Annotated in this window: 15 protein-coding genes and 2 other annotated features; of the genes, 3 read left to right on the top strand and 12 right to left on the bottom strand. The window is 39.5% G+C overall.

Translation table 11 applies throughout. From position 1 onward, the window contains the following. Positions 1-19: 19 nt before the first annotated feature. From rpmA to rplU, 3 genes are read right to left on the bottom strand one after another with little or no spacing between them, the layout of a single operon-like run. Positions 20-304: a 50S ribosomal protein L27 gene (gene rpmA / locus I567_RS05030; protein ID WP_016183319.1), complete on the bottom strand. Its 285-nt coding sequence runs from the start codon at positions 302-304 to the stop codon at positions 20-22. 12 nt (positions 305-316) lie between these two features. After that, a complete protein-coding gene (locus I567_RS05025) occupies positions 317-661 on the bottom strand; it encodes a ribosomal-processing cysteine protease Prp (protein WP_016251168.1) in 345 nt (114 codons plus the stop codon). Positions 662-683: 22 nt separating this feature from the next. Then, positions 684-992 carry a 50S ribosomal protein L21 gene (rplU, locus tag I567_RS05020; RefSeq protein WP_016183321.1) on the bottom strand — a complete coding sequence of 103 codons (309 nt, stop codon included), beginning with the start codon at positions 990-992 and terminating at the stop codon, positions 684-686. A 17-nt stretch (positions 993-1,009) separates the two neighbouring features. Continuing rightward, positions 1,010-1,081 (bottom strand) — a sequence feature (ribosomal protein L21 leader region). A gap of 250 nt (positions 1,082-1,331) precedes the next feature. Here rplU and I567_RS05015 point away from each other — a divergent pair. After that, positions 1,332-3,146: an LTA synthase family protein gene (locus I567_RS05015; protein WP_016251167.1), complete on the top strand. Its 1,815-nt coding sequence runs from the start codon at positions 1,332-1,334 to the stop codon at positions 3,144-3,146. A gap of 118 nt (positions 3,147-3,264) precedes the next feature. On the opposite strand, the gene leuD is transcribed toward I567_RS05015, so the two are convergent. From leuD to I567_RS04980, 7 genes are all read right to left on the bottom strand, one after another. Then, positions 3,265-3,852 carry a 3-isopropylmalate dehydratase small subunit gene (gene leuD, locus I567_RS05010; protein WP_016251166.1) on the bottom strand — a complete coding sequence of 196 codons (588 nt, stop codon included), beginning with the start codon at positions 3,850-3,852 and terminating at the stop codon, positions 3,265-3,267. Then, positions 3,852-5,228, bottom strand: a complete 1,377-nt coding sequence (gene leuC, locus I567_RS05005) for a 3-isopropylmalate dehydratase large subunit (protein WP_016251165.1) — start codon at positions 5,226-5,228, stop codon at positions 3,852-3,854. The genes leuD and leuC overlap by 1 nt, the downstream gene beginning before the upstream one ends. Before the next feature lie 14 nt (positions 5,229-5,242). Then, positions 5,243-6,286: a 3-isopropylmalate dehydrogenase gene (gene leuB / locus I567_RS05000; RefSeq protein ID WP_016251164.1), complete on the bottom strand. Its 1,044-nt coding sequence runs from the start codon at positions 6,284-6,286 to the stop codon at positions 5,243-5,245. Between the two features lie 3 nt (positions 6,287-6,289). Further along, complete coding sequence (locus I567_RS04995) at positions 6,290-7,804, bottom strand: 2-isopropylmalate synthase (protein WP_016251163.1); 1,515 nt, start codon at positions 7,802-7,804, stop codon at positions 6,290-6,292. A gap of 627 nt (positions 7,805-8,431) precedes the next feature. Further along, positions 8,432-8,854 (bottom strand): DUF3021 domain-containing protein, encoded by a 423-nt coding sequence (locus I567_RS04990; protein ID WP_016251162.1) that lies wholly within the window; start codon positions 8,852-8,854, stop codon positions 8,432-8,434. Further along, positions 8,847-9,284, bottom strand: coding sequence for a LytTR family DNA-binding domain-containing protein (locus I567_RS04985; protein ID WP_016251161.1), 438 nt, complete (start codon positions 9,282-9,284; stop codon positions 8,847-8,849). Before I567_RS04985 ends, I567_RS04990 begins: the two co-directional genes overlap by 8 nt. A 128-nt stretch (positions 9,285-9,412) precedes the next feature. Further along, the gene (locus tag I567_RS04980; RefSeq protein ID WP_016251160.1) at positions 9,413-12,994 is read right to left on the bottom strand and encodes a 5'-nucleotidase C-terminal domain-containing protein; all 3,582 of its coding nucleotides are present in this window, start codon (positions 12,992-12,994) and stop codon (positions 9,413-9,415) included. Positions 12,995-13,350: 356 nt separating this feature from the next. After that, positions 13,351-13,560 (top strand) — a binding site (T-box leader). An 82-nt stretch (positions 13,561-13,642) separates the two neighbouring features. On the opposite strand from I567_RS04980, the gene proS reads away from it, so the two are divergent. Both proS and I567_RS04970 read left to right on the top strand, forming a co-directional pair. Continuing rightward, the gene (gene proS, locus I567_RS04975; RefSeq protein ID WP_016251159.1) at positions 13,643-15,082 is read left to right on the top strand and encodes a proline--tRNA ligase; all 1,440 of its coding nucleotides are present in this window, start codon (positions 13,643-13,645) and stop codon (positions 15,080-15,082) included. Positions 15,083-15,173: 91 nt separating this feature from the next. Continuing rightward, a complete protein-coding gene (locus I567_RS04970) occupies positions 15,174-16,439 on the top strand; it encodes a DUF389 domain-containing protein (RefSeq protein ID WP_231940210.1) in 1,266 nt (421 codons plus the stop codon). 205 nt (positions 16,440-16,644) lie between these two features. On the opposite strand, the gene I567_RS12745 is transcribed toward I567_RS04970, so the two are convergent. Together I567_RS12745 and I567_RS04965 are read right to left on the bottom strand one after the other, a co-directional pair. Further along, the gene (locus I567_RS12745) at positions 16,645-16,806 is read right to left on the bottom strand and encodes a hypothetical protein (RefSeq protein WP_016251157.1); all 162 of its coding nucleotides are present in this window, start codon (positions 16,804-16,806) and stop codon (positions 16,645-16,647) included. Between the two features lie 83 nt (positions 16,807-16,889). Continuing rightward, positions 16,890-17,894 (bottom strand): lipoate--protein ligase, encoded by a 1,005-nt coding sequence (locus I567_RS04965; protein WP_016251156.1) that lies wholly within the window; start codon positions 17,892-17,894, stop codon positions 16,890-16,892. Position 17,895 lies beyond the last annotated feature (1 nt).

Here is a 17,895-nt window from a genome sequence, read left to right as displayed (position 1 = left end):
TTGGACTATTGAATTTCAATTATTTAGCAACTGGGTATACTGACACTTGTTTTTTGTCGCGACCTTTACGTTCAAAACGTACTACGCCGTCAACTTTCGCATATAATGTGTCATCTCCGCCGATACCAACGTTAACACCTGGATAAATCTTAGTACCACGTTGACGGTAAAGGATAGAACCACCAGTAACTGTTTGACCGTCTGCACGTTTCGCACCTAAGCGTTTTGCACGTGAGTCACGTCCGTTAGAAGTAGAACCCCCACCTTTTTTATGAGCGAAGAATTGTAAGTTCATCTTTAACATGAGATGCACCTCCTAGTGATTTGTAATGGTTTTGATTTGGATATATTGCTGATAGTCTTCTTGTACCGACTCTAAACCTAAAAGCAAGCTTTCAAGGAGAATCTGCGCGACATTTTTTTGCTCCTGAGTCAAATCTTCAGAAATCGTCGCCTCTAGGAAACCACCATTTTCTTGATCTGCCTCAACTTGCATTTCAATGCCAGCAAGTGAAGAGACACTATTAATCGCATTGATGCTCAATGCACTCACAGCAGCACAGACGATATCTTCGCCATATTCTCCTGCCCCAGCATGACCTGTAATGCGAAATTGATGTATCGTTCCTGATTCTGTTCGGTAAAAAGTACCCTTAATCATCAACTTATCCTTCTTTGTCTAATTATGCGTTAATTGCTTCGATAACCACTTTAGTGTATGGTTGACGATGACCTTGTTTGCGGTGTGAATGTTTTTTAGGTTTGTATTTGAAAGTCACAACTTTCTTTTGTTTGCCGTGTTTTTCAACAGTACCTACAACAGTTGCACCAGCTACTAAAGGAGTTCCCACTTTAGTTGATTCACCACCAACTAAGACAACTTCATCGAAAGTAACTTTTTCGCCAGCTTCAACGTTTAATTTTTCAACGTAGATAGCTTGACCTACTTCAACCTTCACTTGTTTACCACCAGTTTTGATAATTGCGTACATGCTTAAAGCACCTCCTTATATATACTTAGACTCGCCATCCCAAGCGACATACGTACTTAAATACTTGTTCTGAGCGGTTGTAGCTGTGGAGACCACAATTACAACAATTTAAGACTACCAAAACCGTCCTTGCTTGTCAATCATTTTCGACTGATTTCTTTTGATTTTCTGAAAAGATTGGAAAGTAGGGATTTTTCGTTTAAATGTGGAGAACTCCCCTTATCTAGATTCTTTTTGACAAATAATAATAAATTTTTAAACTTTAGCTACTTGTCGTCATCACTCATGAAAAGGTATACTAGAAACATATGAAAAATTGATGATAGGGTGGGAAATAATTTGATTTTTTTGCAACTACTAATTTACTTACTTGTCGGAGTGATTACTTGTGCTGTCGATGTCTGGTTGACTGAGGATTACAGCAAAACGACAATTTTAAAAAAATGGCTCATCGACACGCTGCTGACCAATGCAGTGGCGTTATTAATTGTGCGTTTTGTCTTAAATATCCAGACCGGGCTCATTCCTGAAATTTATGCAACAAATTTCGCCTACAAGTATCTTGCCTTGGCACTTGGGATTGGCTTAGGCTTAAATATCTTAAAAGCTGGCTTCCAAGGGGCAATCTTTTTGGAAAAAGCAGAGAACAAAACAACGACTTGGCAAATCGTACTCAGTGTGATCAGCTGCATCCTTTTTGCTTTAGGAACGGTTTGTTTTATTGGGACGAGTTGGTTTATTGATTTCTTCGGTCGGCTAACACCAGAGCAATTTATCTTTAACTTCAAATCACCAGTTAAGGGTACTGCGAGCAATATGACCGATCAAATCGTCGGTACACCAGTATTATTTGCGGTTGGTTTATTAATTATCTTTGCAGTCTTATTGTTTGCGAATAAAGATATCTACGTCAAAGATTATAGAGTGCTTCCTAATCGAGTAAAACGTATTTTATTTGCGCTGTTCAGTCTAGGATTTTTAGCTAGCGGTATCTTCTATAGTATTAAAGAACTCCAACTAGATAAAGTCTATGCTGCTTACTTTGACCAATCTAACTTTATTAAAGACGAGTATGTCAATCCAAATGATGTCAAGCTCACCTTTCCAAAACAAAAACGCAATGTCATTCATCTCTACTTAGAGTCTATTGAGAATTCTTACTTTGATAAGGCCAATGGTGGATTTATGGATGAGAACTTAATGCCTGATTTGATGGAACTATCTAAAGAAGGGATTCATTTTAGTGAGTCGAAAACATTTGGCGGACCTTATCAAACTTATGGCTCTAGTTGGTCGGTAGCCTCCATGGTTAATATGAGTAGTGGGTTGCCGCTAAAGATTCCGATGGAGGGCAATAGCTACGGTAAAACGGGCCAATTCTTACCAGGTGCGACACTTATCGGGGATATTTTGGAAAAACAAGGCTATGAACAAACGATTATGTTCGGTGCAGATGCAGACTTTGGTGGGTTAACGAGCTTCTTTACGACACATGGTCACTACAATATTTTCGATGTGAAATATGCGCGCAAAGCTGGCTTGATTCCAAATGATTATAATGTTTGGTGGGGCTTTGAGGATAATAAGCTATATGATTTTGCCAAAGCTGAAATGACGCGTCTAGCAAGTACCGGAAAACCATTTAACTTTACCATGGAAAATGCCGATACTCACTTCCCTGATGGCTTTGTCGAACCAGATACACCAAAGATTTATCCTAATCAATATGCCAATGTCATTCACCATTCTCAAAAACAAGTTGTGGATTTAGTTCGTTGGATTCAGCAGCAACCATTCTATAAAGATTCCGTGATTATTCTAACAGGGGATCACCCAAGCATGGATAAAAAATTCTTTGCTAACTTTGATCCAAATTATCACCGCACGACGTTTAACTTGATTTTAAATGCGGACTTTGACCAAAAGAATATCAAAGCCTTCAATCGCAAATACGCCCCCTATGATTACTTCCCTACCATTTTGGCAAGTATGGGTGTGAAAATTCAAGGCAATCGTTTAGGACTTGGTAGTAACTTAGCTTCTGATACGCCAACCTTGATTGAAAAATACGGCTTAGATAAAGTCAATACTGAATTATCGAAAAATAGTAACTACTATAATGATGCTTTTGTCGATGAAAAAAATGCGAAATAAATACAAAAACGCGCTTGATGGAATTTCAGCGCGTTTTTTATATAGAAAGCTACCAGTTTTTTTATCAAGATGGAGATAGGGAAGACATGAGCACAACTGGTAGACTTACTAACTACTTTTAAGCACGATAGCTTGGAATCGTCTGCTCATAGGCTGTGATTTCATCAGCGGATTGGAGCGTAATCCCTATTTCACCTAAGCCATTAAGCAGTTTATACTTCCAGGTTTCATCGATATCAAAATGATACGTATCCTCACCCACACTTACAGTTTGAGCTTCTAAATCAATCGTTAGCTGATGATTGCTAGGTAAATGGGCGATTTTTTCGCGCGCGTTTTGGTCTAGTACGATGGGTAATAAACCATTTTTTGTCGCATTCATATAGAAGATATCACTAAAACTGCCGGCAATCACCGCTTTAAAGCCATAATCCATCAAAGCCCAGGCCGCATGCTCACGAGAAGAACCCGAGCCAAAATTATCGCCAGCAACTAGGATGGTCGCTTGCTGATAGTCCGGATGATTCAAGATAAAATCAGGATTTAAACTGCGGTTTGCTAGATAGCGCCAATCATCAAATAAAAACTCCCCAAAGCCTGATTTTTCCACACGTTTGAGATAAGTTTTAGGTATCAACTGGTCCGTATCAATATTATCATTCATCAATGGGACGCTTTGCCCGATGTGTATCGTAAATTTTTCCATTAGTTTTCACCTACTTCTTTTCTTACATCTACAAAATGTCCATGAATAGCTGCCGCGGCGGCCATGGCTGGAGAGCAAAGATGGGTGCGTGAATTCTTTCCTTGACGGCCAACAAAGTTACGGTTAGACGTTGAGGCACAATGGACGTATTCAGGTACGCGGTCAGGATTCATCCCTAGACACATCGAGCAGCCTGGTTCGCGCCATTCAAAGCCAGCTTCTTTAAAGATTTGATCTAAGCCCATCTTCTCCGCTGCTTTTTTCACCGGTCTAGAGCCTGGTACGACCATGGCGGTGACTTTAGGATGGACTTTTTTGCCACGAATGAATTGAGCCGCTTCTTGTAAATCAGATAGACGGCCATTGGTACACGAACCGATAAAGACATACTCAATCGGAATCTCACTTGGCATTTGTCCAGGATGAAGGTCCATGTATTCATAAGCTAGCGTGTCGTTGTGGTCTTTGATTTCTGGGAAGGCCTCATCAAATGCCACGCCCATTTCTGGATTCGTCCCCCAGGTAACATATGGCGCTAAAGTCGAAGCATCTAGCGTCAATATACGATCATAGCAAGACTCATCATCTGTATACAGCGTTTGCCAATGTACCACCGCTGCTTCAAAATCTTGAGGAGCATATTCACGTCCTTTAATATATTCAAACGTCTTTTCATCTGGGCGAATCATACCAATTTTGGCGCCCCCTTCAATCGACATATTACAAATCGTCATGCGCTCTTCCATGGACAAGTCTTCAATCGTCTCTCCATAAAATTCCGCTGCATAACCAACCCCAAAATCAACCCCGTATTTACGAATCAAAGCAAGAATAATATCTTTGGCATAGACGCCTTTTGGTAATTGTCCAGTGACTTTGATGCCAAGGGTTTTGGGTTGTTTTTGCCAAATGGTTTGGGTAGCTAGGACGTGCTCCACTTCAGACGTACCAATCCCAAAAGCAATTGCCCCAAATGCACCATGTGTGGCCGTATGTGAATCCCCACAAACAATCACTTTGCCAGGCTGGGTCAATCCTACTTCAGGTCCCACCATGTGCACGATACCTTGACGTTCAGAGCCATTATCACATAACGTAATGCCAAACTCCTCGCAATTTTTTCTTAACGTATCAATCTGCTTTTTCGAAATTAAATCGGTAATATTATAGATATCTTTAGTGGGTGTGTTGTGATCCATTGTCGCAAAGGTCTTATCGGGACGGCGCACGGGACGATTGGCTTGTCTTAGGCCTTCAAACGCTTGTGGCGAGGTAACTTCATGTATCATCTGCAAATCAACATAAATTAACTGCGCTTGTCCTTTTTCTCCTTTAATCACATGTTCTTGCCATACTTTTTCAAATAGTGTCTGCATCGCTTTCACCTCTATTATTTTTCTAGTTCTGTTATGACGGCTTGGGTAAATTCACTCGTAGTTGCTGTCCCATTTAAGTCAGGTGTCAAAATCCCTTTGGCCATTACCTCAAAGCAAGCGGCCTCGATTTTCGCTGCAAGGGCTTCTTCTTTAAAGGATTGGCGCAACATCATCACGACAGATAAAATCATCGAAACAGGATTCGCGATATTCTTCCCTGCGATATCAGGTGCTGATCCGTGAATTGGTTCATAAAGTGACGGACCATTAATACTATGGCTGGCACTAGGTAATACCCCTAAAGTTCCTGGTAAGACCGAAGCTTCATCACTTAAGATATCCCCAAATAAATTTTCTGTGACGATGACATCTAGGCTATTTGGCTGCTGGACTAATTTCATCGCCGCTGAATCCACATATTGATGCGTTAAGGTGCAATCTGGATAATCTTTGGCAACTTCATTAGCGATCTTGCGCCATAATTTACTCGTAGCTAATACATTGGCTTTATCCACCGACATCACACGTTTATTGCGAGTTTGGGCAATTTGAAAAGCTTGATGTAAGATGCGCGCAATTTCTTCTTTGCGGTAACGATTCGTATCATAAGCCTCATCTTCCCCCAGATGACGCGGTTCACCAAAATAGATGCCGCTGGTTAATTCTCTGACTACGACCAAATCCGTTCCTGCGACAATTTCTGGTTTTAAGGGCGAATACTTCACAAGGGCTGGGGGGACTTGAACTGGGCGAATATTCGCAAATAAATGCAATACTTTTCGTAAGGCTAAGAGTCCCGCTTCTGGTGTTTTTTCGGCGTGCTCCCATTTTGGTCCACCGATTGCGCCCATTAATATTGCATCGGCACTTTGGCAGGCTTGTAATGTTTCTGTTGGCAAAGGTTCACCCGTCTTGTCAATGGCCGCACCACCAAAGACATGCGCTTCGAAGGTATATTCTTTGGTAATTGTTGGGCTAGCTGCTTCAAAAACTTTGAGCGCACTGTCCATAATTTCTGGTCCGATTCCATCACCGGCTAAGATTACTATTTTTTTCATCGCTTATCCTCTTTCCTTCATACTTGAACTTGCATGGACATAGGCCTTGGCAGAAGCTTTCAACACATCAAAGTCCACGCCGATTCCATTAATTTGTGTATCTGTCTGGGGATTCGTGAGTGTGACACGTACTTCCGCTTGGGCATCTTCCCCACTAGTTAAGGCTTGAATTTCGTAATTGGTTAGGATTGGTTTTTGTTCAAAGACGTCATCAATCGCATTGTAAATGGCTTGAATACTGCCATCACCAATCGCTGAAGATGTCTTAATTTCTTGCTCTGGCGTCGTAATCGATACAACGGCTGCTTGATAACCATTGGAGACATATTGTAGTTGAATGGCCGATAATTGATACAAATCAGCCTCACGTGTTTGTTTATCCGCAATCAGTGCTTGAATGTCTTGGTCAGTCACTTGTTTTTTCTTATCTGCTAAGACTTTGAATTTCTTAAATAATAGATTGCGTTCAGCTTCATCAAAGTGATAGCCTAACTCTTCTAGCTTATTAGTAAAGGCATGGCGACCTGAAAGTTTTCCAAGTGGCAAGGCATTGGTTTTGACTCCGACCAATTGTGGGGTAATGATTTCATACGTTTCGGGATTTTTCAGCACACCGTCTTGATGGATACCTGACTCGTGACTAAAGGCATTTCCACCGATGACTGCTTTATTTTTCGGCACCTTGATTCCTGATAGTCGCGCAATCAAATCACTGGTACACTTAGTTTCACTCAGATCAATTTGGCTGGTCGCTTGATAATAATTTTGACGAATATGCAAAGCCACTGCGACTTCTTCTAGTGCAGTATTTCCGGCGCGTTCACCTATGCCATTGACCGTGCCCTCTACACGATTGGCCCCATTTTCGATAGCTGCTAATGCATTTGCCGTGGCCATTCCTAAATCATCATGACAATGAGAAGAAAAAGTAATTTCCGTCTTGCTTTGAATGTTTTCAATCAGAAATTTAAAAATCGCACCATATTCTGTTGGGTTGGTATATCCTACCGTGTCAGGAATATTGATAATGGTCGCACCCGCATCAATGGCAGTCTGGACAGCTTTTAGTAGGAAGTCCTTTTCTGTTCTGGTCGCATCTTCTGGTGAAAATTGGACTTTTTCAAACTTACTTTTCGCATAAGTCACATGTTCTTTGATGGATGCCAAGACTTCATCTGGCGTCATTTTTAATTTATATTCCATATGCACAGGACTGGTTGCTAAAAAGACATGAATTTGTGGATATTTGGCCTCTTTTAAAGCTTCATAGGCTGCATCAATATCTTTTTTCTGACAACGTGCTAGACCTGCGACTGTCATCTTTTGACAAGCCTTCGCAATCGCACTCACTGCTTCAAAATCGCCCGGTGAAGCAATCGGAAAGCCCGCCTCAATCGTATCAATTCCCCATTTTTCTAATTGTAGAGCGATTTGTACCTTTTCTTTCGTATTAAAATTGACGCCTGGGGTTTGTTCCCCATCTCTTAGTGTCGTATCAAAAAACTGAATTTTACGCATAGAACCTGCCACTCCTTTTTTATTTTATACTTACTGCCAAACCTAGCTTTTAGCTGTTCGACCCGGCTCACAACCTTAGATCAACGGCGTTCAGCAGCTAGACATTGTGAAATTCGCCCTACCGCTTGAGAAAATCTCCTTTCATCCGATTTTCTCAGCGGTAGGTAAGCACAGAAATTTCTTCGAGGCTTTCCGAGCTACTTCACGACCTTAATTGACGGTGCAAATCGACTAGCTACTTCGGCGTATAAGCCACCCCGTCTGGGAAAGTCTTAACTTTAGGGACTTTCCCGACGTGCTGGACAAACTTATCCGCTCGTAGCTGACCAACCCTTCTCACAACTTTAATTAAAAAGGCATTGCATGTTGTTTTGATGCAATGCCAATAGAACTCTTTTATTTCAACTGTTGGGTTGGGTAAAAAGAGTTCTCTATTTTAATAATAAACCGAAATGCATAACCTTTTTATTTTTCATTTGACTCACCTAATTAAATTAATATTTTATTAGAATTTACCTAATTTAAAATTAAAAGTCAATAGTTTTAGCGAAATTTTCTGAATATTTTTGTAGATTGTTTGGATTTATCAAAAAACTCACCCCAATCAGTTGAAAGTGAGTTTGAGATTTAAGATAATTTTTGATTGATTGCTTGAATTTGCTTTTTGATCACATGGTACAGCACGAACCAAATACAGAAATAAATCACGATAAACTGAACTGTAAATGAAACCACAGTATGTAAAGTGAGCCATTTTTCGTGAAACGCGACTAAAACTAACGGGATATAAATGATAATCGCATGTGCAATCGTCGCCGTAGTCAAAGAATCAAACCAATCAAAAACCACATTTGACATACCCATCCAACCACCAAGCAAGCCCCAAAGAAGACTGGATATCAGCATGGTTTCCCAAGTAAAGTCTTTTGTAGCCATACTGCCATAGAATGCCCCCTTCGTTGCAATTCCAGAAAATGCGATTGATAGCCACAAACCAACAAATGTACCTATCAACACACCGAAAATAAATAGCTTGATTACTTTACGCATGTTCTAACACCTCTTTCACTTTCTTTAAATATCGTCTAGAAGCACTCGTTTTTTGCCCATCTTTAAAAATAATTTCGATAATACCAGATCTCGTAATCGTAAATTTGTTAACAGCTTGAATTTGAATCATTTCTGTTCTTGAAATTTGCACAAAACTATTGGGTAATTTTTCTTGCAGTTGATAGAGTCTTTCTAAAAGCTGATATTCCTGACCATTCACCATACAAAAAACTTGCTTATTAGCGCTATAGATACGTTGGATATCCTTTAAATCAATGCGGACTTTTTCCTTTTCTTTCAAACCAATTAAATAGAATAACTCTTTTTGCGCAAAATCAATGATATGATCTAACGTACGACTAGGTTCAAAAGCAGCAATCTGTAATTCATCGCGTGCTAACTTTTGATCATAATGGATCTTAATTTTCATCGACCTCACCTCAACTGTAGTATAGCAAAATTCCAGTTACTTTTGACAAAAATTCGATAGGTGGTTGTTTTTGATAGACTAATGGTTACAAAATAGGAGCAGCCAATCTGACTACTCCTTATTCATGCTTATTTTGCTTTTTTAGTATTGTAGATACGAATAATAATTGCCGTACCGATTAGTACCACACCGATAGTGACCAATGAGCCCATAATCTTCGTACCGGCAGCTGGTAAATCTTTTTTCAATTTCTTAGGTAATTTACCATTATTATTCTTCTTATCTTGATTATCTGTTGAATCGCCTTTATCTTTATCTTTTTCACCAGCACCTGAATTTTGTTTCTTAAAGGTTAATTGTACCATCACTGGATCATGATCAGAAGCGCGACCATCTTCTTGCATAAACATCGCATTGATATGAATCATGTCAAACACAGCATTTTTCGCTAAGTCTTTAGATACTAAGATATGATCAAGTGTTTCGCTATTTCCTTGATAGAAGTAGGAATAGCGGTCTTCAGCTGGATGCGTCTTGACTAAGTTTACTAATTGTTTGCCTTCAAGAATCGCTAAAGTGTTACTGAATTCAAAGTCATTGAAATCACCTGTCATTACGACATTCAAGCTTGGATCACTCTTCACCGCTTTATCGACATAGGTATAAATCGTTTGCGCTAGTTGATCACGTTTCATCGCAGAGGCAAAACTTGCTGGTTGATGGCTACCGTATAATGGTTGGTCGCCACGTTTAGAATTCAAATGGTTTCCAATCAATAATAATTTTTGATCCTTAAATGTAAAGTATCCCGCTAAAGATTTACGTGTATCTTTAAAGAGTTCGTTCCCTTTACCGATAGCTTCTGACTTATTGTAATCTACACGTTTTGGATTGTATAAGAAGCCAACACGGATATTAGCCCCTGGTGCGCCACCGTCTTGATTATTTTCTGGCGCCACATCAACATATTGATAGCTTGGACCGCCTGCTTTTTCAATCGCTTCAATCAAACGTTTGGCACTTTGAGTCGCATCAGTATTGCCATCATCAATTGGACCATTATTATCTTGCATTTCTAACAAGGTAATAATATCTGGTGCATTTAAGTCATTCACAAATGATTGAGCAATGCGTTGAACTTTTTCATCACTTGTGGACGCTTTATTTGCTGAGAAGTTTTCAATATTATAAGAAGCAATGGTCAATTTATCCTTGCTTGCTTTGATTGTTGTTTTTTCACGGGCAAGTTTACCGTCTTTAATTTTGACACTATTTTTTGGTAAGTACACTTTATACATACTATAAGAATAAGTCACGGGACCAGCTACTTGTCCTTCGATGGTGTCTTTGGCTTTTGCACGTAATTTACGATCCCCTGTTGATAACGCAATGATTTGTGGATTGAAATCTTCATCTAGTAGTAAACCACCAGAATGATTTAAAATATCCGTACTTTCGCCAGGCAAGACAAAAAGTTCGCCATTCTTTTGTGGGCCTAAGATTTTCGCATTATTTACTGCAACAAGCATCCCTTCTAATGATTCCCAGAAGTCTAAAGCATCATCATTTGGATCAAAGTTTACAAAGCCATCATTTTCAATATGTTGACTTGGCACTTTACGATCGACACCTAATACGACTGGCGCAGGCACTTGGGCAGTACCGACTTTCATTACTTGAGTTGCTTGTAATTGGGTAATGGTTAAATCAGTTTGTTCTTTTTCCGCATAGCCAGCACCAAAAACTTCAGCGACCGTTCCTTTTAATTCTAATTGATCGCCGACTTTCACATTATGGTTCTTGAAATAGACACTCATACCATCTGAAGTTGTAATATCGCCATCTGGGTGTAAATCTTGAACATAGAAGCGACTTGAATTTTCAACTGCAGTAACAACCACATCTTTCACTGTCACGTTTTGATGCGTAAAAGCACCAAGATGATCATGTCCTTGGATTTCGCCAACTTTAGCCACGCGTTCTTGATATAAAAGCTTACGGCCTAAAGCAGGAACAGCCATTTTACCCTTTGCGGAAGATTTTTGAATATAATTGACAAAAGTTTCCGTATCTGGATCAATAGCCCCTAATAATTTCGTGTTAGTAAAGCCTTTGAAGCCATCGCCCCCACCAAATAAGAAGTCGTTGATGACTACTTTATATTTTCCTTCAGGGGTAATTGGATTGCCGTCTTCTTTCGTCATGCTTTCCACAACATATTTTTGATTGGCATCCCCTGTTGGATTTTCCGTAAAGGTGTAGCTTAATCCTGAAATTTGTAAGAAGTATTTTTCATCATCATATTGTTGTTCTAGCACTTCTTTGATTTGTGCACCGGTCATTTCGACTACTTGTAAAATATTGCCAAATGGTTGAACCGCTTGAGCAGCACCCCAAGTAACCATGCCATCTTTGCCTAATAATAAATCAGCACGAATTCCCCCATTATTCGTCATCGCAAAATCAACATCATAGCCTGCTTCTTTCGCCATCGCACGTTGACCATCTGTAATCAAGTTTCCTAGTGGGGATTCTCTTTGGACATTGTCATTGACTTCACGAGTGACCATGGTATCTGCATCGACTGCCCCAATGACTTTATTTCGTTCATCAGCAATTCGATTATCGGCATCTGCAACAATCACAGCAACTTTTTCATCTGGGGTAAGATTTTCTTTCGTGACAGGAACGACTTGGCCATCTGGTACTTTCACGAAATCTTGAGTCGCAACGTCAATTTCTCCAGTGATTTCTGCGACGCCTTTACCTTGAGAAGTAGACTGCATCACGCGCGTCTTACCATTTACCCCGTTTGTATACACGTGATTATGTCCAGCAAAAACGGCATCGACGGTATGATTTGGATCAATTGTTGCTAATTTAGCTAACATATCAGCCACTGCACCGGTCGTAGTCTCGCCACTTTGCACACTTGGTACATGGGCTAAGACGACAATCGCATTCACTTTTTGATTTTCACGTAATTCTTTTTCGTATTTCGCAATCGTTTCGGCTTCATCTAAGAATTGATAATCTTGCCAATTTTTTCTCAAAACTAAATCAGGAATTTCTGTCGTGACAACACCGATAAAACCAACTTTAACAGAATTGCCATTTGCATCTGTAAGTGTTTTGACCGTATATGGATGCCAGCCAAATGGAATCTTGCCGTCAGATTTATTCACCAAGTTAGCAATGACTAAATCCATTTTAGAAGCTTCACGTGGATAAGATTTGACAATATCTAAAAAGTTACTGTCGGCGCTCGGAGCTTGACCTAATAAAATACGGTTAAATTCTGCTAAACCTTCATCGAACTCATGGTTACCAATTGTACCTACTGTGAAGTTCATTGCATTGAATGCTTTAATCGTTGGTTCATCTTGGAGTAGACCTGAGTTAGCTGGACTAGCCCCAACCATATCCCCAGCAGAGACACGTAAGGTTTGCCCAGTTGGATGATTGGCTACAAAGTTTGCTTGCATTTGGTTTAGCTTACTTGAAAGTAAAGCCGCACCACCAGCACCTGAGATTTTGCCACCTGGATAGTAATAACTTCCGGTTGTACTTAATGCACCATGAAAGTCATTTACCCCCAGCACTTGCACAGGTACCGTCGTTTGTTCTGCTAAGATTTTTGGCGCAAAGCAACCAAAGGAAAGCACCGCCCCAGCCACTAATAAATGTTTTGTCAACTTCTTCATTTTCAAAATTTCGCACCTTCTTCATTTGTAATTTGCCACATTATCAAAAATTATCCTACCTTCCTCGATAATATGTTGTAATACAGTGACGACTATTATTATACTATAGTTATCTATATTATTTCAATCGTTTTCAACAACATTTTTCACTCAGATTATTCGAAAAACAGCTCATTTGATTTGAGAAAGAAAGTACAAATTTGGTGAAATATCATGTTTTTACTTTCTTCCAACAACGAACTAAGCAATAAATCACGAACATTTAAAATAGCAATTTTTCTATTATTTTTGTAAAGACACTGTTTTCTTCTTTCCTTTATTTTTTATGAGTTTTACTTGCTTTTTCGCTCAATTTTGTATAGGATAAGAAATAGATTTGGACTAGTAGCAAATAGATGTTTATAGAGAGCTAAAGCATGGCTGGAACTTTGGCAACCCCTGTATTTGCGAACCTACCAATGATGATTGATTGCAAACAGTCAGGACTCGTCTTCCTTATCGACGCTAAAGCTGGGTTAGACATTCTCTAACCAATAAAGGTGGTACCGCGAATTCAAGCATTCGTCCTTTTGATGAGGGCGAGTGCTTTTTTATTACCTGTGTGCGTTTGATAAAAGATGAGCTGACAAGAGATAAATCTTTTAGGAGGAAATTATGGCAAACAACCAAACCAACGACTTTACAGAATGGTACTTACAGACAGTACAACAAGCGGAATTAATGAGCTATTCACCCGTACGTGGCTCAATTATTTTCCGTCCAGATGGCTTTGAACTTTGGGAACATATCCAAGAAGAGTTCAACAAATTTTTACGCAAAGAAGGCATCCGTAATGCATACTTCCCAATGTTGATTCCACAAAGCTTTTTCATGAAAGAAGCCGATCATATTGAAGGATTTGCCCCTGAATTACCATGGGTGACCGAAGTAGGAAATGAAAAATTAGAAGAACCTTTAGCATTGCGTCCAACTTCAGAAACAATGATTGGTTCCGCTTTTTCAGATTGGATTAACTCTTATCGTGACCTGCCTTATGAAATCAATCAATGGGCCAATGTCTTCCGCTGGGAGAAAAAGACCCTTCCTTTCTTACGTACTTCTGAATTTTTATGGCAAGAAGGACATACAGCGCACGTGGATGAAGAAGATGCGCGCCGTCGTACAATGCGTGTATTAGATGAATATGCCCGTCTATGTGAAGAATTTTTAGCGATTCCAGTCTATAAAGGTCAAAAAACACCTTCCGAACGTTTTGCTGGGGCGGTGGATACTTACTCAATCGAAGCGATGATGAAAGACGGAAAAGCAGTTCAAGCCGGTACTTCTCACTATATGGGAACCAAATTTGCCCAAGCGTTTGACATCACTTATCTTAACCAAGAAAACCAACACACGCTTGCACATACGACTTCATGGGGCGTTTCGACTCGTTTACTTGGTTCATTGATTATGACACACGGGGATCAAAATGGCTTAGTCTTCCCACCAACTGTAGCACCTACTCAAGTGGTACTTATCCCAGTTGGCCCATGGAAGAAAAATCCAGCTATCATGGAAAAATTAGATGAAATCTTCGCCACCTTAAAACAAAAAGGCATTCGTGTACGCCTAGATGATTCTAATAATTCACCTGGCTATAAATTTAATGAATGGGAACTTAAAGGCGCTTGTATCCGTGTGGAATGTGGCCCACGCGACTTAGAAAATGGTCATGTCATGGTCAAAATGCGCGACCTTGATGGTAAAGAAACGGTGAAATTTGAAGACTTGGAAAGCTACATTGATGAACAATTACAAGCGATGACTCCACGTCTATTACAAGCGGCTAAAGAACGCAATAAAGCCAACGAACACTATGACATCAATACACTAGATGAATTAAAAGCACATATCGAAAAATCTAAAGCAGAAGGCAAAGTTCCTGGTTTTGTATTAATCGGTTGGGATGGCACTGAAGAAACAGAAGCGAAAATTAAAGAGGAAACTGGCTTTACGACGCGTAACATTCCATTTGAAGTGCCTATGCAAAAAGAATTTGATATCGTCAGCGGCAAACCTGCCAAACACACCCTTTGGATTGCCCGCGCTTATTAATTCCTTAGATGAATTCGCTCAATTTTTGGGCGAATTTATTTTATTTTGTGTGAAAATTTGCTAGAATATGACCAGTTATATGACTTGAGGAGTGATATTTTTGCGTACACCAGATACGTATACGAACCAAGAATTTTATCATAAGATGTATGAAGACAGCGATATTAGTAAAGAGGATTTAGTGATTTTAACTTGCGCAATTTTCATCGCATCGATTGGCTTAAATATGAATTCGCAAGCAACAATTATCGGGGCAATGTTGATTTCTCCTCTAATGTCCCCTATTTTGGCGATTGGGACGGCTTTAGCGATTTATGATCAAGAACTATTAAAACGTGCAGTTAAAACGCTCGGAATTGAAGTATTGCTCAGCGTCTTAGTTGCCAGTATTTATTTTTACTTTTCACCGATTAGTTATGCCAGTCAGGAAATCATTAACCGAACAGCACCGACACTTTGGGATGCTTTGATTGCTATATTTGGGGGTACGGCCGGGATTATCGGAGCTAGAAAGAAAACCATCAATAATATCGTACCCGGGGTTGCCATCGCCACTGCTTTGATGCCGCCAATTTGTACGGTGGGTTATGGGATTGCCAGTAAAAATCTCAGCTATGCCACGGGTGCGGGTTATCTCTTTATCATTAATGCGTTCTTCATTATTTTAACGACTTATGCTGGAGTCAAAGCACTGCGGATGCCAAGTCGTCAAAAAGTAGAAGCCGAGCCAAGATTAACCAAGCATAAACGCATTTTTTATATCGGGTTGACTGCCTTGATTTTACTTCCAAGCGTGATTTCCGCAAAATCTTTGGTCCAAAAATCGATTTTAGATGCTAGTGTGAAAAATTTTACCACGGAAGAATTAACCCATGCGACCATTATCAAACAAAGCATCGATGAAAAAGATAAGATTTTGCGCTTTACGATTGCCGGCAATGACTATACGGATGCCCATATCGATCAACTACAAAATGATTTAAAACACTATGGCTTGAGTGGGTATGAACTCAAAATCACGCAAATTGCCGAGCTTTCTCAATTATCGGGTAAACAGTTTGAAGCCTATATTTCTAGCATTATCGAAAGTCACCAAAATGCCAATACCCAGGCAGAAAATAGCGAAGAAACAAGCGACTATGCCAAAATCAATGCTACCATTCAGAAAATGGATGAAACAGTCATTACTGATGTGGCTAGTGCGACAGGATACTTAAATGATGAGGAAATCGAATTGGTCGTGATTCAAACGAAAAATGACATAACGAAGAATTACCAAGAAAAATTAACCAAACAAATCCAAAAGAAATATCCGCAAATCGCCAAAGTCTATTATGTGACCGAAAAAAATGAATAATACATTGGCGCAAAACAGCTTGACATTCCTGTCTTGCCAATCCGTTTTACAACCTCATTCAAAAAGGACTGATTGCGCCTATTGCAGTCAGTCCTTTTGATTTTGATTCCTAATAGCTCCTCTAAAGAAGTAAAAGATCCATGCAAATTTTGCATCAATTTAACCTCTCGTAAAGCTTCAATCGTGTCAGCTAAGTTCGTAGATTTTATTGGAACTTTTTGCCAAATTCTTCCATAATCTTCAGTACTTCTTCTTTATCGGCTTCTTTTAACATAGGCACGATTTTGTATTTAAAAGTTAAAAGATAAGCCACATCAAAGGTTCCTTCCGATTGTTTGGCAAAGCTTTCTGCCAATAATTCTTTCACATCTTCTACCTTGTCAGTTTGGACACGGTCTAAAATAAAATGATAAAAACTTTTCTTGAAATGCGTTCATAAGACACCTCATTTTAGTAAATTAAGTTTAAGAATTCTTCTGGTTCAATATTACCAAAATATTTCTTTAAATCGATTTTGCTGATGGCTTCTTGTAAGGCAGATTTTTCATATTTCACACCTACTAAAGCTTCTTCCACGTCTTTGATTTCCCCTAAACCGAAGAAATCTCCATAAATTTTGACCTCGGTAATTTTACCTTCCGCAACATTTAAACGCACATCAATAGAACCAATATTGAATCGTTGGATACGTTGTAAATCAAAGGCTGGGGATTGGCCATAGTTCCAGTCCCAGTTACGGTAATATTTATCAGAAATTTGATTAATCTTTTCCCAGTCAGCATCGGTTAATTCATAGGTTTTCACTTGATCGACACTATCGACACCAAAGATTTTTAATAAAATATCTTGGCGGAATTCTTTGGTGGTCATGCTTTGTTTATCTTCAGGCAAGAATGGTTTGATATTGGTTACGCGTGAACGAATGGACTTAATACCTTTAGATTCAATCTTTTCTTTCTTCACCTTCAAGGCATTCACGACTTCGTTAATATCGCTGTCGAACATGATTGTACCATGCGCAAACATTCGGCCATTTGTCGCATACATCGCATTACCAGAGAATTTTTGATCATTGATAACCAAATCATTGCGGCCCTTTAGATGCGCACCTTTTACGCCTAATTCTTGTAATGCTTCCACGATTGGTTTCGTTAATTTTGCGAAATCGCGGAAAGACTCGCCATCATCTTTCATAATGAAACTGAAATTCAAGTTCCCGAAATCATGATATACCGCACCGCCACCACTAAAGCGACGAACCACATGAATGCCGTGTTCATCCACATATTCTTTATTGATTTCTTCGATGGTATTTTGGTTACGGCCAATGATAATCGACGGCTCATTGATATAGAAAAGTAGAATCGGCTCATCTACTTGCATCTCTTGTAGTAAAAAAGTTTCAATTGCTAAGTTAATTCTTGGATCTGTGATTTCATTAGGTACAAAAATCATG

It is taken from the genome of Enterococcus cecorum DSM 20682 = ATCC 43198, assembly GCF_000407565.1.
Lineage (GTDB): Bacteria > Bacillota > Bacilli > Lactobacillales > Enterococcaceae > Enterococcus_E > Enterococcus_E cecorum.
The sequence above is the reverse complement of the archived record's forward strand: the minus strand, read 5'-3'. Positions and strand labels throughout refer to the sequence as shown.

Coding starts and splice junctions, on each gene's coding strand:
- rpmA (WP_016183319.1), bottom strand. CDS start 304: ATGTTAAAGATGAACTTACAATTCTTCGCTCATAAAAAAGGTGGGGGT.
- I567_RS05025 (WP_016251168.1), bottom strand. CDS start 661: ATGATTAAGGGTACTTTTTACCGAACAGAATCAGGAACGATACATCAA.
- rplU (WP_016183321.1), bottom strand. CDS start 992: ATGTACGCAATTATCAAAACTGGTGGTAAACAAGTGAAGGTTGAAGTA.
- leuD (WP_016251166.1), bottom strand. CDS start 3,852: ATGGAAAAATTTACGATACACATCGGGCAAAGCGTCCCATTGATGAAT.
- leuC (WP_016251165.1), bottom strand. CDS start 5,228: ATGCAGACACTATTTGAAAAAGTATGGCAAGAACATGTGATTAAAGGA.
- leuB (WP_016251164.1), bottom strand. CDS start 6,286: ATGAAAAAAATAGTAATCTTAGCCGGTGATGGAATCGGACCAGAAATT.
- I567_RS04995 (WP_016251163.1), bottom strand. CDS start 7,804: ATGCGTAAAATTCAGTTTTTTGATACGACACTAAGAGATGGGGAACAA.
- I567_RS04990 (WP_016251162.1), bottom strand. CDS start 8,854: ATGCGTAAAGTAATCAAGCTATTTATTTTCGGTGTGTTGATAGGTACA.
- I567_RS04985 (WP_016251161.1), bottom strand. CDS start 9,284: ATGAAAATTAAGATCCATTATGATCAAAAGTTAGCACGCGATGAATTA.
- proS (WP_016251159.1), top strand. CDS start 13,643: ATGGCAAACAACCAAACCAACGACTTTACAGAATGGTACTTACAGACA.
- I567_RS04965 (WP_016251156.1), bottom strand. CDS start 17,894: ATGATTTTTGTACCTAATGAAATCACAGATCCAAGAATTAACTTAGCA.